The 21,615-nt window shown below is 39.9% G+C and carries 17 protein-coding genes, 1 other RNA gene and 1 other annotated feature; of the genes, 9 read left to right on the forward strand and 9 right to left on the reverse strand.

What is annotated here, in order from left to right; all coding sequences use genetic code 11:
• The 7 genes from HUK49_RS00600 to HUK49_RS00630 all read right to left on the reverse strand — a co-directional run bounded on the left by HUK49_RS00600 (nucleotide 1) and on the right by HUK49_RS00630 (nucleotide 5,062).
• Nucleotides 1-1,089, reverse strand: a complete 1,089-nt coding sequence (locus HUK49_RS00600) for a GntR family transcriptional regulator (protein WP_191912265.1) — start codon at nucleotides 1,087-1,089, stop codon at nucleotides 1-3.
• Nucleotides 1,090-1,180: 91 nt separating this feature from the next.
• Complete coding sequence (locus tag HUK49_RS00605; protein WP_191912266.1) at nucleotides 1,181-1,669, reverse strand: universal stress protein; 489 nt, start codon at nucleotides 1,667-1,669, stop codon at nucleotides 1,181-1,183.
• Between the two features lie 71 nt (nucleotides 1,670-1,740).
• A complete protein-coding gene (locus tag HUK49_RS00610; RefSeq protein WP_102168079.1) occupies nucleotides 1,741-2,040 on the reverse strand; it encodes a hypothetical protein in 300 nt (99 codons plus the stop codon).
• A gap of 85 nt (nucleotides 2,041-2,125) precedes the next feature.
• Nucleotides 2,126-2,313, reverse strand: a non-coding RNA gene (gene ssrS / locus HUK49_RS00615) — 6S RNA.
• Between the two features lie 41 nt (nucleotides 2,314-2,354).
• On the reverse strand, nucleotides 2,355-3,632 hold the full coding sequence (locus HUK49_RS00620; RefSeq protein WP_191912289.1) for a replication-associated recombination protein A: 1,278 nt from the start codon (nucleotides 3,630-3,632) through the stop codon (nucleotides 2,355-2,357).
• Nucleotides 3,633-3,655: 23 nt separating this feature from the next.
• Nucleotides 3,656-4,129, reverse strand: coding sequence for a YueI family protein (locus HUK49_RS00625; protein ID WP_191912267.1), 474 nt, complete (start codon nucleotides 4,127-4,129; stop codon nucleotides 3,656-3,658).
• Between the two features lie 192 nt (nucleotides 4,130-4,321).
• Entirely contained in the window at nucleotides 4,322-5,062 is a 741-nt protein-coding gene (locus tag HUK49_RS00630; protein WP_206705568.1) for a fructose permease, read from the reverse strand.
• 233 nt (nucleotides 5,063-5,295) lie between these two features.
• Between HUK49_RS00630 and yaaA the strand changes: the two genes are divergently transcribed.
• The gene (gene yaaA / locus HUK49_RS00635) at nucleotides 5,296-6,054 is read left to right on the forward strand and encodes a peroxide stress protein YaaA (protein WP_191912268.1); all 759 of its coding nucleotides are present in this window, start codon (nucleotides 5,296-5,298) and stop codon (nucleotides 6,052-6,054) included.
• 667 nt (nucleotides 6,055-6,721) lie between these two features.
• On the opposite strand, the gene rpsD is transcribed toward yaaA, so the two are convergent.
• A complete protein-coding gene (rpsD, locus tag HUK49_RS00640; RefSeq protein WP_102168137.1) occupies nucleotides 6,722-7,327 on the reverse strand; it encodes a 30S ribosomal protein S4 in 606 nt (201 codons plus the stop codon).
• A 194-nt stretch (nucleotides 7,328-7,521) separates the two neighbouring features.
• Complete coding sequence (locus HUK49_RS00645; protein ID WP_191912269.1) at nucleotides 7,522-7,980, reverse strand: GAF domain-containing protein; 459 nt, start codon at nucleotides 7,978-7,980, stop codon at nucleotides 7,522-7,524.
• A gap of 131 nt (nucleotides 7,981-8,111) precedes the next feature.
• Here HUK49_RS00645 and ezrA point away from each other — a divergent pair, with 131 nt between their 5' ends.
• From ezrA to cydC, 8 genes are all read left to right on the forward strand, one after another.
• Nucleotides 8,112-9,806: a septation ring formation regulator EzrA gene (ezrA, locus tag HUK49_RS00650; RefSeq protein ID WP_206705569.1), complete on the forward strand. Its 1,695-nt coding sequence runs from the start codon at nucleotides 8,112-8,114 to the stop codon at nucleotides 9,804-9,806.
• 161 nt (nucleotides 9,807-9,967) lie between these two features.
• Nucleotides 9,968-11,116, forward strand: coding sequence for a cysteine desulfurase family protein (locus HUK49_RS00655; protein ID WP_191912271.1), 1,149 nt, complete (start codon nucleotides 9,968-9,970; stop codon nucleotides 11,114-11,116).
• Nucleotides 11,117-11,131: 15 nt separating this feature from the next.
• Nucleotides 11,132-12,352, forward strand: a complete 1,221-nt coding sequence (gene thiI, locus HUK49_RS00660) for a tRNA uracil 4-sulfurtransferase ThiI (RefSeq protein WP_102168141.1) — start codon at nucleotides 11,132-11,134, stop codon at nucleotides 12,350-12,352.
• A gap of 49 nt (nucleotides 12,353-12,401) precedes the next feature.
• Nucleotides 12,402-12,618: a binding site (T-box leader), on the forward strand.
• A gap of 71 nt (nucleotides 12,619-12,689) precedes the next feature.
• On the forward strand, nucleotides 12,690-15,347 hold the full coding sequence (locus HUK49_RS00665; RefSeq protein WP_326515693.1) for a valine--tRNA ligase: 2,658 nt from the start codon (nucleotides 12,690-12,692) through the stop codon (nucleotides 15,345-15,347).
• 335 nt (nucleotides 15,348-15,682) lie between these two features.
• The gene (locus HUK49_RS00670) at nucleotides 15,683-17,098 is read left to right on the forward strand and encodes a cytochrome ubiquinol oxidase subunit I (protein ID WP_191912273.1); all 1,416 of its coding nucleotides are present in this window, start codon (nucleotides 15,683-15,685) and stop codon (nucleotides 17,096-17,098) included.
• The gene (gene cydB, locus HUK49_RS00675; protein ID WP_191912274.1) at nucleotides 17,099-18,115 is read left to right on the forward strand and encodes a cytochrome d ubiquinol oxidase subunit II; all 1,017 of its coding nucleotides are present in this window, start codon (nucleotides 17,099-17,101) and stop codon (nucleotides 18,113-18,115) included.
• 5 nt (nucleotides 18,116-18,120) lie between these two features.
• On the forward strand, nucleotides 18,121-19,839 hold the full coding sequence (gene cydD / locus HUK49_RS00680; RefSeq protein ID WP_191912275.1) for a thiol reductant ABC exporter subunit CydD: 1,719 nt from the start codon (nucleotides 18,121-18,123) through the stop codon (nucleotides 19,837-19,839).
• Entirely contained in the window at nucleotides 19,839-21,578 is a 1,740-nt protein-coding gene (gene cydC, locus HUK49_RS00685; RefSeq protein WP_191912276.1) for a thiol reductant ABC exporter subunit CydC, read from the forward strand. The genes cydD and cydC overlap by 1 nt, the downstream gene beginning before the upstream one ends.
• Nucleotides 21,579-21,615: the final 37 nt, after the last annotated feature.

Genomic DNA, 21,615 nt, shown 5'->3' on the forward strand with positions numbered 1-21,615 from the left:
CTAATTCTCCTTTGACCTTAAAAGAATTGCTGAATTACGTTTAATAAGTTGCGGAGTATAGAACTTCGATGTGACCGGTTTATCATTAATCATGTCGATGATCATTTCTCCAGCATCTTCGCCTAGCTGTCGTTTAGGGTGATTGACTGTTGTTAATGTTGGGGTAATCAGTTGAGCCATTTCATAATTATCAAAGCCAACAACGGAAATGTCGCGAGGAACCTGAAGACCTTGAGATTGAAGGTGACTGATGATTCGAGTAGCCAGCTCATCGTTATAACAGGCAATTGCGGTGATATGTGGGTTGGCTTTAAGGATTGTATCAGCTTTATTCATGATATCTGTAAAGGCATCGTTTGATTGGTACATTACAATATTCGATTTGGTAATCGGGATATTTTCTTCCTGATATGCTTGGACCATCCCGCTCATCCGGTTAACACCCTGTTGATCATTAATTTGAAAGATTCCTAGAATATTGGAATGCCCTAATTTAAATAAATATTTGGTTAGTTCTTTTTCGGCTTCAAGATCTTTGGTAAGCAGGGTAGGAAAAGGGAAACCTGGATAGGTAGAGTGAAAGAGGATAGTCGGAATATGGTAATTTTGCAATTGGCGATAGAGATCGAGGTTCGGATTAGGAAGAGCGCTTTGAGTTGGCTCAATAATTAAGCCAGCGATCTTTAGGTCAAGCATGTTTAACAGTGTTTGTCGTTCACGATTATGATTGTTTAACGTATTTCCCACAATTAAAGAATAGCCCTGATCAGTGACCACACTGTCAATTCCCGAAATAATTGATGGGAAAATATAATCCGCCATATGGGTACTAATAACACCGATAATTTTATTTTTCTCGGTGGTTGACCAGTCACGCTGCCAATCCTGGACAAACATTCCACCGCCTTGAATCCGGTAAATGTAGTGTTCATTTTCCAGATCACCGACTGCACGGCGAATCGTATAGCGCGAAACATCAAATCGCTTCATTAGTTCGCTTTCGGTTGGCAACTTCTCGTTAATCTTGTATTTACCATCAATAATCTCATTCCGTAGGGTCTGCTTAACATTTTCGTATTTCACTTCCAAAATGAGGACTCCTGTTCTTATAAGGAATAATTAAAAAAGACTCCATAACTAACAATAATAATTATGGAGCCACTATTAAGTTTAGTCGGTTCTACTTCTTTTTCTTCTTGTCAACCTCAATTGGCTTATTATCCAAATCAGTCCGAACGACTAATACATCACAGATTGCTGTCCGGGTAACATATTCGGTAACAGAACCAATTAGGATCCGTTCAACGGCATTTAGCCCTGTAGCACCGATCATAATTAAATCAGCGTTCATTTCTTTTGGCACATCCCGGGCAATAATTGTCTTAGGTGCACCATATTCGATTGAGTAGTTGACATTTTTAACGCCCTTGTTTTTAGCATAATCAATATACTTATCAAGAGTCTTCTTTGCGGTCTCAGTAACTTGTTCAACCATTGAACTATCGAAACTAGAAATGTTTTGGAATGCCCGGGTATCAACAACGTGTAATAACCGTAATTCTGTTTCTTCACCGTTCCGCTTAGCAACAGCAACAGCCTTCTTGAAAGCTAATTCAGCTTCTTCAGAACCGTCAACTGGAACCAAAATATGTTTGTATTGTTGAGCCATATTGTGGTGCCTCCTTAATTATTTACTTCTATTATACACTGAAACAAAAATGACAGTAAAGACTCAAGCGTCTAGTTTTTTCGTTGTTCTGCCTGAAAATAGCCCATTAATGAATAAGCCATTAAAGTCTCACAAACACAACCAATAACAACCATTATGACAATAAAGAGAATTGAATTGGTCCAGGCTGCGATCATCGCTAAACCACCGATGATTAATAACAGAAATCCCCAGATAATTAATGCTTTGGAAAGGGGAGCTTGCCGTTCAGGATGAAAGATTAGAAATGGCTTGTGAAGATGAGTTAAGAAGAACAAACCTTCAAATGCAGCAATTAAGCCGAAAAGCGTCATTAAAATTGATAGTAACATGATTAACCTCGTATTTTTAATAAGATATCAATGGGCGTCAACGTTCGTGAAAGAGAACATTGACGCCCAGTTGACAATTATGTACGAAAACTCCGTTAGTGCCGTTAATTGTCATTCAGTGTTGACCTGTGTTTAAGACAGGTGGGACATGACTGTTAGCTATTCAGTTACCAAGTGAAAAGGCATACTGGCCAACTAACGAAGTACTAGTCCCAATTTTATAAGACTGTAAGGCAAACCTGCGTTTAGACAACGCGTACACCACAGAATTTTCACCATTTATATTAGCATGATCTCCCTGAATTAGCAATTAATTAAGGGCGTTGTGAATGGTGACGAAGCCCATTCTTTTGAGCGGTTTTAAGTTGCCAGTATTGATTGCCTAATGCTTGTTCAAACCGGCCATTCTTCTTAGGATGGAAGTATTGGGCGTTTTGAATTCTTTTTGGAAGGTATTGTTGAGCAACCCAATCTTGTGGATAATCATGAGGGAATAGGTAGTTATTGCCATGACCAAGTTTACTAGCACCTTTATAATGAGCGTCTTTCAGGTGATCAGGGACCTCGCCAGTTCCGCCAGCTCGGACTTGCTCTAATGCACTGTCAACGGCACTGATTCCCGAATTTGATTTTGGTGAGAGACAAAGTTCGATTACAACATCAGCTAGGGGGATCCGTGCTTCAGGGAAACCGATTTGTTGGGCAGCTTGAACTGCGGTAACAGCTCGTTGGACTGCAGGCATGTTAGCGAGACCAATATCCTCATAAGCAATCACGATTAATCGTCGACAAATGCTAATTAGGTCCCCAGCTTCAATCAGCCTGGCAAGGTAATGTAGGGCAGCATCAGTATCAGAACCCCGGATCGATTTTTGAAATGCGGAAATCACATCATAGTGAGCATCGCCATCCCGATCACTAGCAATCGCTTTCTTTTGCACGCTTTCTTCGATTACGGGGAGGGTTAGGTGGATTATTCCATCTTTATCCGGATCGGTTGACTTAGCAGCTAATTCGAGGCCGTTTAGAGCGCTTCGTAAGTCACCATTTGTTGCGGTTAATAGTTGTTCTTCGGCGGCGTGATCTAATTTAATTGGCATTTTACCTAACCCACGTTCTGAATCAGTAAGAGCGCGATTAACTGCAACCTTCATATCATCAATACTTAAGGGGTGTACCGGAAAAATTTGGGTTCGGCTTCGAATTGCCGGATTAATACTAATATAAGGATTTTCGGTTGTGGCTCCAATAAGGATGATTTGACCACTTTCTAAATGGGGAAGCAAGAAATCCTGTTTGCTTTTATCTAAACGATGAATTTCATCAAGCAAGAGAATTACTGTCCCGCTCATTTTTGCTTCTTCAGCAACTACTTGGAGATCCTTCTTTGTATCCGTTGCTGCATTTAGTTTACGGAATGCATACTTGGTTGAACCAGCAATAGCGCTAGCAATACTTGTTTTTCCAGTACCAGGCGGTCCGTAAAGAATTAGTGATGATAACATTCTTGCTTTGACCATTCGGGAAATAATTTTATTGGGACCGACGAGGTGTTGCTGACCAACGACCTCACTAAGATTCCGTGGTCGCATTCGATATGCCAACGGTTGCAAAACTATTTGTCCTCCCTCTTAAATAATTTTTGCCAGAAATGTTTCTTTGATGGTTCCTGGTTTGTCGACGGCTGAGCTTGGGTGTTAGGATATCTCTTTTTTACGTCGACTGGTGACTGATAAACAGCTGTTTTTGCGGCTACAACGACAGCTAACGAATCCGGATCAGTTCGAAATTCTGGTTCGGTTTTTAATGTAAAGTTAGCATTAGCTGCAGTGGCGCTTTTGATATAATCACGTAACTCAGCGTGGGGAAGGTTACCATTAAGGAAAACTTGGTTACCAATCCCTCGCTGTAATTCTTTAGAGACAGCAAATGACCAGTTTCGTTCTTGAAGCTCAGCAACACTGATTGTAAGGCAGACCCGTTCACGAAAAGTGCCAAGATATTTTCGCTGTTCGTCTGGTTTGATCTTTGGTGGACCATAAATTGCGTTATCGATCCGTTGTTCCATTGCTGATTTATCTTCTGCCATGGCTTAACCTCCCGTTGATAATATATTTAACTATTATACCAATAATGATTGAGCGGTGGTAGAAAAGAGCATTTGGTAAAAGAGACGAAGCTTGATTTGCGCGATTAGACTTTGTATTTTCAGAAATTACTAGTAATAGTTAGAGGCTGGGAAAAAACAAAACGTTTTTCTCAGCCTCTCTAATCGCGGAAATTAATTACCAATATCAAGAGCTTGGTGCTTTAGTTTAGGGAAAATCTTCTTATCAGCCCAACCAGTAATTGCCCCCTGGAAAGCAAGAGCAAATAAGGTTCCAAGACCAAAGTTGTAAATTCCGCCTTGCATAACAGCAGCAATGATTGCCATGATTGTCGGTGGAATGTATGATAACCACATTGCAATTGTTGCGTTCCCCTTGCAGTAACGGAAGCGGATAATTTGGAAGAAGTCATCGGCTGGGTGAAGAACTAGGTTAGCCCGCTGGTAGATTGAAATGGCAGTTCCAATAAGGGCAACCCCTAAGAAGTTAATGAATACGTAAAGAATAATCATTGGTAGGGTAGTTGCATCAGGCATAATTCGGTTAAAAATATTTGAAAACCATTGGATAAACAGTGAGAATGGCAACATAAAGATAAAGTTACCACCGATCCGCCGCCAATCCCATTTGTGCATCAAAATTGCATTAAGGACGGAGGTTAACATTCCTAGTACCATAAATGCCCAGAAAAGGGTAGTGGGCTTGTTCCCGAGAACAGCAATCCCAAGGTTGTTTTCGGCAGCTGTCCAATATGCTGAACCAAGAAATTGGGGATGAATGTGTGAACTAGTTACTAGTGTCAGAACGTTCCCCATTGAATTGATTACAATTGAGAAAGCAAAGAAAGCCCAGCTAGCGGCCAAAGAAATTGTTCGTTGCTGTACTTGTCCTTGTGTTGGAATATCATCGTTCATAATTATGCTCCTTTGATCTTTGAACTTATAAATCGTGAAAGTATTCACGCTTATTACGGAAAATAAATTTACAACCTTATGAAAGGGTTGTCAATAGTGCGATTGTGACATATTAACTCTTCATAAATAAATTTATTAAATTATATGTTAACCGGTTAACATATAAGTGATTTTAAAAACAAAAATTGCAATTAAAAAATTTTTCGGTTATTTTGATTAGAAGGAGGTAGATAATGAAAATTATTATTTCACCAGCACGAAGAATGAAAAGTGATTCTGATTCTTTACCTTATGATTCCTTACCTCAATATTTAGAACAGAGCCAGGAAATATTGAAGTGGTTAAAGACATTAACATTTAAACAATTACACCAGTTATGGTGGAATTGTAGTGAGCGACTTGCGCAAACTAACTATCGACGTGTTAAAGAAATGACCCTTACTGATAATCTTATCCCCGCGATTTTAGCCTTTCAGGGACTTCAATATCAGTACATTGGTGCAGGAGTAATGACCGAACGTCAGTTAGATTATCTTCAAGACCATTTGCGAATTTTATCAGGGCTCTACGGAATCCTTAAACCGTTTGATGGAATTTCTCAATATCGTCTGGGAATGGGTGATCGAGCAACGGTTAATCATACTAAGAACTTATATGAATTTTGGGGTGATCGCTTGTATCAGGAGCTGTTTCGGGATGATCAATTAGTGATTAATCTCGCCTCAAATGAATATTCAAAGGCAGTCAAACCATTCTTACAGCCAAAAGATCGAATGATTACCTGTATTTTTGGCGAAGAAGTTAATGGTAAAATTAAGCAAAAGGCAACCTTGGCAAAAATGGCTCGAGGGAATATGGTTCGCTTCTTAGCAGAAATTGACGCAACCAAGGCATCTGATTTAAAAGAGTTTTCCGTTGGTGGATATCAATTTCGAAAAGACCTTTCTACAACTGAAAAGTTTTATTTTGAACTTCAGAAACATGAAAAATGAACTAATAACAAAACGAAGGTCACAAGTCTTACCAGATCAGACTTGCGACCTTCTATTTAAAGAAATTAGTAGCTATGAACCTATACTCAATAATTGTGGGAAGGGAAAGTAGGTTGAACTGATACAGTATCAGATTCAATGTATTTTTTCACTAGTGAGAAAACTCTTAATTTCTTAATGTATTATTTTATGTTCAATTAATTTAGATAGTTTAGTTTTGAAAGTCACGTTTTAGCTCAACAATAAACTGCTGAACATGACTCACTTCGAAAGCAGCGTGATAAATAATTCGTTGTCTTTCAATTCTTGGAATGTGGATAAGTGGGGATTTACTACCTTAAATATATTGACAAGTGTTGCTATAACTTTAGGACGTAGGTATTTCAATAAGATAGAAGGCGGGATAAAGCGGAGACTCCTAGATAAGATTTAGAAAGAACGAATTATATTAATAATCCACTTGTGCTAATCAAATATAAATAATAATTACTATTTACAGTTATGAATATATAATATTTTTTATTTTTAATCAAATGAAATGATCGGTAGATCCGTTCCCTTTTAATATCGGCTGATAATCCATAAGGGAATGTCTTTTTTATAGTTAGGAAAACAAAAAGGAGCCGGAAATTCCGACTCCTTTTTAGGAACTTAGTAACCTTAAAGATTACTTGTTGTAGAATTCAACGATAAGTGATTCGTCGATATCAGCATCCATGTCTTCACGGGCAGGAATGCGGTTTAACTTACCTTCAAGCTTGTCAGCGTCGAAGTCAACGTATGATGGACGAGAAACAACTGCTTCAACAGCGTTCTTGATAACATCAAGGTTCTTTGACTTATCACGAACAGCGATAACTTGGCCAACACTAACTTCGTATGAAGGAATGTCAACGCGCTTACCATCAACGGTAATGTGACCATGGTTAACCAATTGACGAGCTTGACGACGAGTAGTAGCCAAACCGAGACGGTAAACCATGTTGTCAAGACGACGTTCAAGTAAAGCCATAAAGTTGGCACCGTGAGTACCTTCTTTGATCTTACCGGCACGTACGAAAAGGTTTGAGAATTGACGTTCAGTCATTCCGTACATGAAACGAAGCTTTTGCTTTTCACGAAGTTGAGTACCGTATTCAGAAAGCTTACCACGACGATCACGACCATGATCACCAGGAGCGTAAGCCCGACGAGCTAATTCCTTACCAGTACCTGAAAGTGAAACACCTAAGCGGCGTGAAAGACGCCAGCTAGGACCTGTATAACGTGACATAAATAAAATCCTCCAATATTTTTGTTGGAGTAAAATAATCCGATGTGAGATTGACATTCGTGCAGGCTGATCTGAATTGTTCACCCTTGCAGCTGGGTTACTAAAAACACCTTATGGCACCAGTCTGTTGACGAGCTTGCCCCTCACTGCTGCATTATTTTACACAAAGAATAATATACAACAACTATTCCTTATTAGTCAATAGTTGCCATGAGCCGCCTAGCAAATTCTTCCATTCCGCTAGCAAATGATTGATTAAACCGATTGAGGATTGGTGCATCTAAATCAAGGACACCATAGAGTGAGCCGTCCTGCTTTAACATTGGGACAACAAGTTCTGACTTGGCAGCACTATCACAGGCAATGTACGAAGAGAACTTAGAAACATCATCTACAATTTGTGTTTCTTTAGTTGAGGCAGCAACCCCACATACTCCCTTGCCGAGTGCAATATGCATGCAGGCAACCTTACCCTGAAATGGTCCAAGATCAAGCTGATCATTTTTAGAGTTGTAAAGATAAAAGCCGGCCCAATTTAGATTATCTACGCTTTCATTGATTAATGCGCTTGCGTTTGCTAAGTTAGCAATTGCTGAATGTTCGTTAGTCAATAGTGCGGAAAGCTGTTCATTTAGCAGGGATAATTCAGTCATAATCGTCTCTTCTTTCTGTTAATGTTAAATTGGTTCCAGTAATGGTAGCCCATTATGGTATAATTTTCATAGAATTTTAGAGCCGATGGATATAATTTGTCAATGATGGCTAAAAAATGTAGGTGGATAAATTGGTTTTTCAAATAATAATTGGGATTTTAATTGTTCTTGCAATTATCTTGGCGGCATTATATTACTACCAAAAGCGGTTAATCCGTCAATATGAGCAAATTGATGCGCAAGTTAAGCAGTTACAGGAAATGAAAATTGAGCAACACTTTAAAAAGGTTGAGCAATTGAAGGTAACTGGTGATTCCCAGGAGCAATTAAAGAAGCTTAAAAAGGACTATCAAGACAAGGTTGTTCCTCAAGAAAAGAAGCTAGCGGCCGAGTTAGCGACAATTAAGTCACTAATTCATACAAGTAAAGCTCTCGTTCTTTCTAAACAGTTAAGTGATTTGGAATTAGCGGTTCATCAATTGAACGATCAGTGCTCACAAATAAAAGCTTCACTTCATCATTTAGAAGAGCTGCATCAGGTTCATAAGCGGGCAATCGATCAAATCAAGCAACGTTATCGTCATTTCCATCACGTCCTTGATGAAAAGAGCTTTGAATATGGCGATAGTATTAAAATGCTTAATGATCAACTTGAAGAGCTTGAACATGAATACGATCAGTTTTCTAAGTTAAGTCAGACGGGAGATTTTGATGCTGCTCAGCAGGTATTGACTGATTTAAAGCAGAATAATCAAAAATTGGCAGACTTAATTGAACAAGTTCCGAAGCTTTATAAACCATTGATTGCTGAATTTCCTACTCAGTTAAATGAATTGGCAAGTGGCTATAAGCAATTAACTAAGCAAAATTATCGGTTTACTATGGATAACATTCCTGAAAAGGTTGATCAGCTACGGCAGTTATGCCAAGAGGATCTCAAGCAGATTAACAATCTTCAGCTTGACGGGGTTGAGGATTCGATTAAAGACATTGCTGATCAGATTGACGATTTATATGCCGTAATGCAAAGTGAAATTGATGCGCGACCACAAGTCGAACATCTGATGGGGATTTTAGGAAAGTTTATTAACCATGCTGCAACCCAAAATAATGAGTTGAGTAATGAGCTCGAGCGGTTAAGCATTAATTACACGTTGAATAACCACGAAATTGAAACTGCTCGTTCATTAAATGAACAGATTATTAATATTGAAAAGGAATATAAAGACGATCAGGCTGCAATCAATGATCATAATGCAATTTATAGTCAAGTCCTTGCACGGCAAAATAAAAATGAACGTTCTTTAAAAGAAATTGAAAAGCAGCAGGCAAAGATTAACGATGAGGTTGCTAAGCTGCAAGGCGATCAGCAACGGGCTGAACAAATGCTGCAAAAGTATTCAACAAAGCTGCGGACGACTCGGCGACAAGTTGAGCAACTAAATTTGCCTGGGTTACCAAAGGATTATTTGAACTACTTCTTTGGGGTTAGTGATGAGATCAAGCGGTTAGCTGATGAACTCCAAAAATATAAAGTTAATATGGATGAAGTTACTAAACAACTAATCATTGTTGAATCAGACTTAGAAACTCTTGGTGAAAAGACAAATGATATTCGTGATAGCGTTGAGCTGACTGAGCGGCTTCAACAATATGCTAATCGCTTTAGTGATGAGCCCAAAATTGCTGCTGCAGCGGCAAAGTCTCAGGAAGAGTTTAATAAGTTTAATTACACGACAAGCTTAGAAACAATTGCAACGGCACTAGAAGAAGTCGAGCCTGGTAGTTATAAGCGAATTGAAGATAGCTACTATAATGAAAAATAAATTTAAGAGGGTAAGAAAAGCAGATGTTTTTCTCACCCTCTTAATTATTATCTGCTATAATAAAAAACTGGTTTATTGGCGTCGCAACCAAAATATCTATCCAATTTTAGCGCATTAATAATATTTATAATCAAGCTTTGTTTGATGAAAGGAAAATAAGCATGATCTATTTTGATAATAGTGCGACAACTCAGGTAGCACCTGAAGTTCTCCAAACCTATAATACGGTTAGCCAAAAAATTTGGGGTAACCCGAGCAGTCTCCACAATTTTGGTGAAGAAGCGTGGAACCTGCTGGAACAAGCACGACAACAAATTGCTAACTTATTTCACGTTAACCCAGGTGAAATCATCTTTACCAGTGGCGGCTCTGAAGGGGACAACTGGGTAGTTAAAGGAACTGCGATGGCAAAACAACGCTTTGGTAAGCACATCATTACGACCTCGGTTGAACATGCCGCTGTTCGTAACCCAACGGAACAGTTAAAGGAGTTAGGCTTTGATGTGACTTATCTTCCCGTTGATAAGGAAGGACGAATTAATCCGGCAGATTTAAAAGCAGCTATTCGTCCAGACACGATCTTGGTTTCAATTATGGCAGTGAACAACGAGATTGGAACAATCCAACCAATTAAAGAAGTTGGTGAAATATTAAAGGATTATCCGAATATCCATTTTCACGTTGATGCTGTTCAAGCAATTGGCAAGGGAATTGATGACGCCGTTTTTAGTGATCGGGTTGACTTTGCTACATTCTCTGGACACAAGTTTCACGCCCCTCGGGGAACCGGCTTTGTTTATGTTAAGGCTGGGCGAAAGTTAGCGCCGCTAGTAGCTGGTGGTGGTCAGGAACGCGGATTACGGAGCGGAACTGAAAATACTCCTGGTGACGTTGCAATGGCCCGAGCAATTCGGTTAGTTAAAGAGGGCGAGGCTGATGCTATCAAGCGTGAACAAGCCATTAAAGACCGAATTTATGACCACATTAAGCAGTTTGACCACGTTAAGATCTTTTCTGGACGTGATCAGGGATTTGCCCCCCACATCCTTTGCTTTGCAATTGTCGGTGTTCGTGGTGAAACAATCGTTCATGCGTTTGAAGATCAAGGAATTTATATTTCAACGACCAGTGCTTGCTCATCAAAGAAACATGCTGAAGCAGGAACACTGGCTGCAATGAAAGTTCCAGAAGACGAAGCAACGAGTGCGGTTCGGATTAGTTTAGGCGATCAGAATACGCTGGAAGAAGCAGATCAGTTTAATAAAACCTTTGATAAGCTCTATGCAGGATTTAAGAAAATTATTGAATAGGAGGGAGCGATACTAGTGGATTATACTGAGATTATGGTTCGGTATGGCGAACTATCAACCAAGGGCCATAACAAGAAAAACTTCATTGACCGCCTTGGTACTAATGTGCGAAAAGCACTTCATCGCTTTGAACAGGTTAAAGTTCATGCTCAGCGAGATCGCCTTCACGTCGAATTAAACGGGGCTAATTACAATCAAGTAATGGAACGATTACAGGATGTTTTTGGAATTCAAAATTTCTCACCATCAATTAGGGTTGAGAAAAGTTTTGAAGCAACTGCTAAGGCTGCCGAGCAAATGATCCGTGAACAGGTTAAGTCCCCAATTACATTTAAAATTAATACCCGTCGTTCTGATCATAAGTTTCCAATTGATACGTTTGAAATGAATGATCAACTAGGCGGCTATCTCCTGAAAAAGTTTCCAGATCTTTTGAAGGTTGACGTTCACCATCCTGATTTAACGCTCCGGGTGGAAATTCGCTTGAACGGGATCTTCCTTTCAAGTGAAACCATTAAGGGTGCTGGTGGTCTCCCCGTTGGAACCGCTGGTAAAGGAATGATGATGCTTTCGGGTGGAATTGATTCACCTGTTGCTGCCTACCTAGGAATGAAGCGGGGCGTTTCCATGGAAATGGTTCACTTCTTCAGTCCGCCATATACTAGTCCTCAAGCCCTTGCAAAGGCAAAGCAATTGACGGAAAAACTTGCTAAGTACAGTGGGAGCATTAAGTTCATCCAGGTACCATTCGCTGAAATTCAGGAAACTGTCAAGGAGAAGGTTCCTGAAGGCTACTTAATGACCGTACAGCGACGGATGATGTTACGATTAGCCGCTGCACTAACGATGAAACGTCATGGCTTGGCAATTTTTAATGGTGAATCTTTAGGACAGGTGGCATCGCAAACGATGGAAAGTATGTTAGTAATTAATGATGTTACTAGCCTTCCAGTATTGCGACCGGTTCTTTCTTATGACAAGACCGAAATTATCGATGTGGCGAAGAAAATTGATACTTACGATCTTTCAATTTTGCCATACGAAGACTGCTGTACTGTCTTTACACCGCCTTCGCCAAAGACTAAACCTGATCTTGAAAAAACCCGGAAATACGAAGAACGTTTGGATATTGACGGCTTAATCAAACGGGCGTTAGACGGGATTGAAATTACTGAAATTCATTCTGGTGAAGATTTCTTAAACCAGAATGAGGACGTTTTTGCAGAACTTCTTTAAACTTCTGCTTGACGATCGTTTTTAAATTGGCTATTATTACAAACAAATAGTAAATGCGTTGATCAAAAGAGTAGGTAGCTATTTTCTTTGCAGAAAGGGAATAGTTGATGGGATATTCCTAGAAAATAGTTATTGAAAGTAGTTTGGTAGCACTCTAACTGAAATAATAGTAGGTTAGAACGGTTCATTTTACCGTTATAAAATGAATGAGTGAGACTATAATTAGATAGTCTAAAATAGGTGGTACCGCGGAACTCGTCCTATATTTTAGGGCGAGTTTTTTTATTTTTTCAACGTAAAAATACTTGTTAATTAACTACTTAGAGGAGGACTCATGATGAGTACTGAAAAAGATATGTCCACTAAGTATGACCCAACAGCTGTCGAAGCTGGTCGTTATCAATGGTGGATTGATCAAGGCTTATTCAAGCCTAGTGGAGATAAAAAGGCACATCCATATTCAATTGTTATTCCGCCGCCGAATGTTACCGGAAAGCTTCATTTGGGTCACGCATGGGATACAACGTTGCAGGATATGATTATTCGTCAAAAGCGGATGCAGGGATACGATGTCCTTTGGCTTCCGGGGATGGATCATGCCGGAATCGCTACTCAGGCAAAGGTTGAAGCACGGCTACGCAAACAAGGAATTTCACGTTACGATTTAGGACGAGAAAAATTTGTTCAACAAGTTTGGGACTGGAAAGATGAATATGCTGACATTATTCATAAGCAGTGGGCCAAAATGGGAATTTCCGTTGATTATGATCGGGAACGATTCACCCTTGATAAAGGGCTGAACGAGGCTGTTCGGAAGGTCTTTGTTGATCTTTACAATAAGGGATTAATTTACCGGGGAACTTACATTATTAACTGGGATCCGCAAGCACGGACCGCATTGTCAGATATTGAAGTTATCCACAAAGACGATAAAGGGGCATTCTACCACGTTAAATACCCATTTACTGATGGAACCAAGTTTAACGGTAAGGACTACATTGAAATTGCTACTACTCGTCCAGAAACAATGTTTGGTGACGAAGCAGTTGCCGTTAACCCGCATGATGAACGGTACAAGGACTTAGTTGGTAAGCATGTTCGCGTCCCATTAGTTGACCGGGAAATTGAAATTATTGCGGATGACTATGTAACTCCTGACTTTGGTACCGGGATGGTAAAGATTACCCCAGCTCACGATCCAAACGACTTTAAGGTTGGTAAGCGCCACAATCTTCCTGAGCTAAATACCATGAATGAAGATGCTTCAATGAACGAAAATGCCGGGAAATACGAAGGAATGGACCGGTTTGAAGCTCGAAAAGCAATGGTTAAGGATCTGGAAGATCAAGGCTATATGCTTAAAGTTGATCCAATTGTTCACTCAGTTGGTCACTCAGAAAGGACTGGAGTTCAGGTTGAAGCACGGCTTTCAACTCAATGGTTCGTTAAGATGAAGCCATTAGCAGAAGCTGCCTTAAAGAATCAGGAAACTGACGATCGCGTTAACTTTATTCCTGAACGCTTCGAACATACTTTTACACAATGGATGGAAAACATTCATGATTGGGTCATTTCTCGTCAATTATGGTGGGGACACCGGATCCCAGCTTGGTATAACAAGAAGACTGGTGAAGTTTATGTTGGAATGGAAGCACCTAAAGATGCTGAGAATTGGGAACAAGATAAGGATGTTCTTGACACCTGGTTCTCAAGTGCTCTTTGGCCATTCTCAACAATGGGTTGGCCAGACACCGATTCCGCGGACTTCAAGCGTTACTTCCCAACTAACACTTTGGTAACTGGTTACGATATTATCTTCTTCTGGGTTTCCCGGATGATTTTCCAATCACTTGAATTTACTGGCAAGGCCCCATTCAGAAATGTTTTGCTTCACGGATTGATTCGTGATGAACAAGGCCGAAAGATGAGTAAGTCTCTTGGTAACGGGATCGATCCAATGGACGTAATTAAGAAATATGGTGTCGATGCCTTACGGTGGTTCCTGATTACCGGTTCAACCCCTGGACAGGATATTCGCTTTAGCTATACCAAGATGGATGCTGCTTGGAACTTTATTAACAAGATTTGGAATGCTAGTCGTTACGTTATTATGAACCTTGGCGAGATGCCAGCGCCTGTTCTTCCGGAAAAGGATAAGTGGGATTTGGCAGATCGCTGGATTTTAAGTCGGTTAAACGCGACTGTTAAGCAAGTTAATGCTCAGTTCGAGAAGTTTGAGTTTGGTGAAGCAGGTCGAGCACTTTACAATTTCATTTGGAATGACTTCTGTGACTGGTACATTGAAATGACTAAGGAAAAGCTTAATAATGGGACAGCTGAAGAGCAGACCAATACGAAGAATATCCTTGGTTACGTTTTAGACCAAATCTTGAAATTAATGCACCCGATCATGCCATTTGTTACAGAAAAGCTTTGGCAATCAATGCCGCATGATGGCAAGTCGATTATGGTTGCTAAATATCCAGTTGCTCATGATGAATTCGACGATGATACTGCGACTGAACAAATGGGCCATTTAATTGAATTAATTACCGCGGTTCGGAACATTCGGAACCAAGCAAATGCCCCAATGTCGAAGCCGGTTGATTTGATCATTAAGGTTGAAAATGATCACCTTGCTGAGACATTTGAAGCAAACAAGGATTACATTGACCGCTTCTGTCATCCAGAAAAGTTAATTATTGGAACCGATGTTGAAACACCTAAGCTTGCTTTATCCGGGATTTTGACCGGAGCAGAAGTTGACATTCCAATGGCGGAATTAGTTGACTTAGATGAAGAGCGGGCACGGATGAAGAAGGAAATCGCAAACCTTGAGAAGGAAGTTCAGCGTTCAGCAAAGAAGCTAGGAAATGAGAACTTTGTTAAGAATGCGCCAGAAAAAGTTGTGGAAGAAGAACGAACTAAGGCCAAAGAATGGCAACAAAAACTTGATGTTGCTAAGGATCGTTTAGCTTCACTTCAAGATGCTTAATTATTATTTGTGATATGAAGCCCCATAGTTGGATGAGAAATTCTAATTATGGGGTTTTGTTATGCCTAAAATTAACGATTGACTAATTAAGCCGTCCCTACAGAATAGGCAGGTGAACCGACAGCCTAGTTCAAATTTTAATTCTTTATTTTTATGAATTACATATCATTTGATAAGATGAAAAGTACAGCTAAGTCAAGCGATTAGATTTGAAAAAAGATTAAAATAATTCGGAATAAAAATTGTAATTATTTATCAACAGTATTATTATTAAAGGTGAATGAAACACGGTAACGCTTTCACGTTTATTTCTTTTTCGGAGGGAGGCCTTTATTATGAGTATTCTTAGTCTTGCTCGATTCCAATTTGCAATGACGACTGTTTACCACTTTTTCTTTGTTCCATTTACTATCGGAACAGCCTTCATTGTTGCAATTATGGAATCAATGTATGTTCATACTAAGAATGAATCATATAAAAAGATGACAAAGTTTTGGGGAAATATCTTCCTGCTAAGCTTTGCTGTCGGTGTTGTTACAGGTATTATTCAAGAATTTCAGTTTGGGATGAACTGGTCTGATTATTCACGGTTCATGGGGGACATTTTTGGTGCTCCACTAGCCTTGGAAGCTTTGCTATCATTCTTTATTGAATCTACATTTATTGGTCTCTGGGTATTTACCTGGGATAAGGTAAAGCCAGGGCTCCATGCTTTCTTTATTTGGATGACCAGTTTTGGTTCACTTACTTCCGCTCTTTGGATTTTGACCGCCAACTCATTTATGCAACACCCGGTTGGTTACGCCATTCGTGGTGGTCGTGCAGTAATGGTTGATTTCGGTGCCCTATTGAAGAATCCTCAATTATGGTTTGAATTTGGTCACGTTATCTTGAACGCAATTATGATGGGCGGGGTAATCTTCGCTGGATTAACCGCATTCCAGTTATTGAAGAAGCGTGAGATTTCCAATAAAGCACGAACAATTTACAAGAAGACAATGCGTCTTAGTTTGTGGATGTCATTGATTTTTGCAATCTTTGGTCTTGTACTTGGTGATATGCAAATGCAATACCTTGTTAAGGAACAGCCAATGAAGTTTGCTGCTACTGAAGATGTTTACACCACAACTGGTGAGCATGCTCCATGGACTATTGTCGGAATCGCTAACACGAAAGAACATAAGGTTCAAAATAACATTGATATTCCAGATATGTTAAGTATCTTGTCTTATCACAAGACAACCGGGGCCGTTACCGGGATGAATGAACTGAATGCACAATACAAGAAGAAGTATGGTAAGAATATTGATTATTATCCACCAGTAAATACACTATTCTATAGTTTCCGGATTATGTGTGCAATTTCTGCTTGGATTATTCTAGTTTCATTCGTTGGCTTGATTATGAGCCGTAAGAAGTCGGGATACCTATACAAGCATAAGTGGACACTTTGGATTTTGGCACTAACCACCTTCTTGCCATTTATTGGTAACACTGCTGGTTGGTTCGTTACAGAATTTGGTCGTGTTCCATGGACCGTTTACGGACTCTTTACTATTCAACAAAGTGTTTCGCCAAACGTTTCTGTTGCCTCACTATTAACTTCTAATATTGTTTACTTTGTATTGTTTACAGCGTTAGCAATTACCTTGATCGGGTTAATTGTTCATGAGTTGAAGAAGGATCCAACTCAAACGATTGAGCCAAAGTTCAAGAAGGTTCTTGATCCATTCGATAAGGAGGCGTTCTAAATGAGTTTTCTCCAATTATTATGGTTTGTTTTGATTGGTGTTCTCTTTGCTGGCTTCTTCTTCCTCGATGGTTTTGACTATGGTGTCGGAATGGCAACCGTTACGTTAACTAGTAACGAAGCAGAACGTGATCAAATGGTTCGGACGATTGGTCCTGTATGGGATGGAAATGAAGTTTGGCTAATTACTGCCGGTGGGGCAATGTTTGCCTCTTTCCCATACTGGTACGCAAGTTTATTTAGTGGTTACTACATTATTTTGATGTTAGTTCTGGTTGGCTTGATTATTCGTGGGGTTTCTTTTGAATTCCGTGCAAAGTCACCAATGCCACGAAAGCGGATCTGGGATTGGGCGCTCGGTATCGGAAGCTTTATGGCACCATTCTTCCTGGGAGTTATGTTTATCAGTATGATTCAAGGAATGCCAATTGATGCTAACGGGAACTTCCACGCAACTTTCTTTGATTACATTAATTGGTTCTCCGTTGTTGGTGGGGTTGCTTTAACCCTCTTAACATATCTTCACGGACTTAACTATATTGCATTAAAGACTGCTGGAGATATTCGTCAACGGGCAAATAATGTTGCCCAGTTCCTCTACTGGGTACTTTATGTTGGTTTGGTTGTCTTTGCATTGATGTTGATCTTTATGACCAACTTCATGAAGGTTCACCCAGTCGTAACAATTGTAATGCTAGTTGTTATGGTTGCTTTAACCATTATTGCTCAAGTAGCAGCGATCAAGGGGAAGGAATTAACTGCCTTTATCGCTAGTGGATTAACTTTAGTTGCATTGGTTGTTCTTCTGTTTGTCGGCTTATTCCCACGGGTACTAATTAGTTCAATTAGCCCACGGTATGACTTATTGATTCAGAATGCATCATCAACTCAGTACACATTGACAGTAATGACAATTGCTACATGCTGCTTATTGCCATTTGTTCTTGCTTACACGATCTGGGCATACTGGATTTTCCGTAAGCGGATTGCAATGCCAGTTGTTACGGAGGCTAAGTAAGCATTATGATTGATCGATTACTCTTCACGCTTAAGGGGAGCAAACAGATCATGATAAAGCTTGTAGGGTTTTATGTCCTGCAATCTTTTCTTATCATTGGTCAAGCAATTTCGCTAGCTTCACTATTAACAAATCTTTGGGCTGGTCATTCTCTGGCAAGTGAATGGGGCTGGCTAGTTGGATTTATTAGTTGTTTTATTGGTCGGCACATTATTAATTGGCTCGATACTGTTTTGCTTGATAACTATGCCCGGAAAACCGCACAGCATTTACGACAAGAATTACTAGCTAAGCTATTTAAGCTTGGCCCGCAACTAGTTCAACAGCAAGGTACGGGGAATATTGTTACGTTAACTTTAGACGGGATTTCTGAAGTGGAAAACTACATTAATCTTTTGTTTAGTAAGTTTGTTAGCATGATGATTATTCCAGTGATGCTTCTGATTGTTTGCTTTTGGTTGGACTGGATTTCTGGTCTGGTAATGTTGCTTGTTTACCCATTAATAATTCTTTTTATGATTATTCTTGGTTATGCCGCCAAGGCTAAAGCCGATCGTCAATATGCTAACTTTCAAGTTCTGTCAAACCACTTTATTGATTCATTGCGGGGAATTGACACACTAAAGTATTTTGGCTTAAGTAAACGGTATTCTAAGAGTATCTTTCGCTCAAGTGAACGTTTCCGAAAATCAACGATGAGTGTTATCCGGGTTGCAATGTTATCGACTTTCGCTCTTGACTTCTTTACCACCCTATCAATTGCTGTTTTGGCGGTTTTCTTGGGTCTACGGTTGATTGAGGGGCACCTATTACTGTTTCCAGCATTGGGAATCCTAATTTTAGCTCCAGAATACTTCATGCCGATCCGTAATTTTGCCAATGATTATCATGCAACTCTCAACGGAAAGAATTCATTTCATGCAGTTGAAAGAATTTTGCAAGAAGAAGTTCCGCCTGAACCGCATGTTAATCTCAAAAAATGGCAAGCAGATAGTAAATTGGAGTTAAACGATGTGGAATTTCAATATGAACACGGGAGTCAATTAGCACCAGTTAACATCAACCTTCACGGCTTTCAGAAAGTGGGGATTGTGGGGATGAGTGGGGCTGGGAAAACCACTTTAATTAATCTTTTAGGCGGTTTCCTCCATCCCACATCCGGAACAATAAAAATTCAGGGACAAACTGTTAAAACCTTAAATATTGAAGATTGGCAAAAACAGATTATTTATATTCCCCAGGATCCATATATTTTTGATGATACTTTGCGGAACAATATTTGTTTCTATACGCCGGATGTTAGCCAGGAGCAAATTGATAAAGCTATTGAAATGATGGGCCTCACATCACTGGTCGCCGAATTACCTGATGGTCTTGACACAATGATTGGTAAGGGGCATCGGCAATTAAGCGGTGGTCAGGCACAACGAATAGCGCTTGCTCGGGCCTTCCTGGATCAATCGCGGCGAATCTTGATCTTAGATGAGCCAACCGCTCACTTAGATATTGAAACTGAACTAGAATTGAAGGAACGGATGATCCCAATCATGAAGGAGCACCTTGTCTTGTTTGCTACTCACCGGTTGCATTGGATGCGCCAGATGGATTACATTATTGTGATGCGCCATGGTAAGATTATCGAACAGGGAACCTATGATCAATTAATGGCTAAGCCAGGATATTTCACAGATTTGGTGTTTGACCGTTCAAAGGGGGAAGATTAATGAATAAAATTCCATTATTAAAAGCCCTCCGTCACGATCGATGGGTTCGCCCATTTCTCAAAAAATATCGTTGGACATTAGTATTAGCTATTTCATTGGGAATTTTAACCTTTGTTTGTGCTGGTGGGTTAATGTTCACTGCTGGTTACCTAATCAGCAAGTGTGCAACAATGCCGTTTAACATTTTACTTGTTTATGTTCCAATAGTGTTAACACGGGCATTCGGAATTTTTCGTCCCGTATTTCACTATGCTGAACGATTAACGAGTCATAATTGGGTCTTTAAAATGACTTCAATGTTTCGTAAGAGACTTTATGACTCATTGGAAAAGGATGCAGTGTTTTTCAACAGCAAGTACCGGATTGGTGATATCTTAGGGTTGCTTTCTGAAGATGTTGCCCATATTCAAAACCTATATTTGAGGACTATTTTTCCAATGTTGGTTGCTTGTGGGCTGTATCTCATTATTGTAATTGCTCTGGGTGCCTTAACGCCATGGATGGGATTGTTAATGTTAATCTTATTTGGGTTAATTATTTTTGGAATCCCAGTTTGGTCAATCTTGGTTAATGGGGCACGTCAAGAACAGGAAAAGGAAGCAACTAACAGGCTTTATTCTGACTTAACTGATAACGTGATGGGAATTACTGATTGGGTGCTTTCAGGGAACTCCAGTAAGTATCTTCAGCGGCATGATAACGATGAAAAGAAACTGTTGAATTCGCAACAGCAAATGCACCGGTTCAATAATTTCCGTGACTTTGTTCTCCAAATGTTAATTCTCCTGGTTATTATTTCATTAGTAGTCTGGGGCTCCTATCGTTTTGGCGGTCATTGGGGTGCTAATTGGATTGCTGCATTTGTTCTCTGTGTTTTTCCGTTGGATGAAGCTTTGGCCGGATTGCCAGCTGCTGCTCAGCAAACGAACGTTTATACAGATTCGTTAGTCCGTTTAAATAGCCTCCCAGAACCTAGTAAGGCTAAGCAAGCGATCCCGCAAATTAAAGCGCCGTACCAGATTGATATTGATAATGTTGGTTTTCGGTATTCACCAGATACAAAGCAAATTCTGCAACACTTGAATTTACAAATTAAGCCTGGTGAGAAGTTAGCGATTCTTGGCCGTAGCGGAACCGGGAAAAGTACGTTAGCTAGTCTAATTCGTGGTGATCTGCAACCTACCGAAGGACAGATAACGATTAATGGCGAGCCAACGGCTAAATTTGGTGATCAAATTGCTAACTATATTGGCGTTGTTCACCAGTCGCCATACTTATTTAACACGACAGTTTTGAATAATATTCGTTTAGGAAATGAGGATGCAACGGAAGAAGATGTTTGGAGCGTCCTGAAACGAGTCGGTCTGGAAGAAAAAATTCGTCAATTGCCGGATGGCCTCAACACAAAAATCGGTGAGGCTGGACTGATCTTTTCTGGTGGTGAACGGCACCGGCTGTCCTTAGCTCGGATCCTGTTAAAGGATGTTCCAATTGTTATTTTAGATGAGCCAACGGTTGGTCTTGACCCACTAACTGAACAGCAGGTTATTGATACTTTTATGAATGAATTAGCTGGGAAGACACTTATTTGGATTACGCACCATTTACAAGGAATTGATGCAATGGATCGCGTGATCTTCCTTGAAAATGGTAAAATAACAATGAGTGGGACACCACAAGAGTTATGGGAAAATAACCCCCATTACCAAAAACTCAAAAAAGCAGATCAAGGTCTGTAAAAAAGAAGCATAATTGCCGAAGAATGTTTTATACTAT

Origin of the sequence: Limosilactobacillus portuensis (genome assembly GCF_014838735.1) — a bacterium.
Taxonomy (GTDB): domain Bacteria; phylum Bacillota; class Bacilli; order Lactobacillales; family Lactobacillaceae; genus Limosilactobacillus; species Limosilactobacillus portuensis.

Coding starts and splice junctions, on each gene's coding strand:
- HUK49_RS00605 (WP_191912266.1), bottom strand. CDS start 1,669: ATGGCTCAACAATACAAACATATTTTGGTTCCAGTTGACGGTTCTGAA.
- HUK49_RS00610 (WP_102168079.1), bottom strand. CDS start 2,040: ATGTTACTATCAATTTTAATGACGCTTTTCGGCTTAATTGCTGCATTT.
- HUK49_RS00620 (WP_191912289.1), bottom strand. CDS start 3,632: ATGCGACCACGGAATCTTAGTGAGGTCGTTGGTCAGCAACACCTCGTC.
- HUK49_RS00625 (WP_191912267.1), bottom strand. CDS start 4,129: ATGGCAGAAGATAAATCAGCAATGGAACAACGGATCGATAACGCAATT.
- HUK49_RS00630 (WP_206705568.1), bottom strand. CDS start 5,062: ATGAACGATGATATTCCAACACAAGGACAAGTACAGCAACGAACAATT.
- yaaA (WP_191912268.1), top strand. CDS start 5,296: ATGAAAATTATTATTTCACCAGCACGAAGAATGAAAAGTGATTCTGAT.
- rpsD (WP_102168137.1), bottom strand. CDS start 7,327: ATGTCACGTTATACAGGTCCTAGCTGGCGTCTTTCACGCCGCTTAGGT.
- HUK49_RS00645 (WP_191912269.1), bottom strand. CDS start 7,980: ATGACTGAATTATCCCTGCTAAATGAACAGCTTTCCGCACTATTGACT.
- HUK49_RS00655 (WP_191912271.1), top strand. CDS start 9,968: ATGATCTATTTTGATAATAGTGCGACAACTCAGGTAGCACCTGAAGTT.
- HUK49_RS00665 (WP_326515693.1), top strand. CDS start 12,690: ATGAGTACTGAAAAAGATATGTCCACTAAGTATGACCCAACAGCTGTC.
- HUK49_RS00670 (WP_191912273.1), top strand. CDS start 15,683: ATGAGTATTCTTAGTCTTGCTCGATTCCAATTTGCAATGACGACTGTT.
- cydB (WP_191912274.1), top strand. CDS start 17,099: ATGAGTTTTCTCCAATTATTATGGTTTGTTTTGATTGGTGTTCTCTTT.
- cydD (WP_191912275.1), top strand. CDS start 18,121: ATGATTGATCGATTACTCTTCACGCTTAAGGGGAGCAAACAGATCATG.
- cydC (WP_191912276.1), top strand. CDS start 19,839: ATGAATAAAATTCCATTATTAAAAGCCCTCCGTCACGATCGATGGGTT.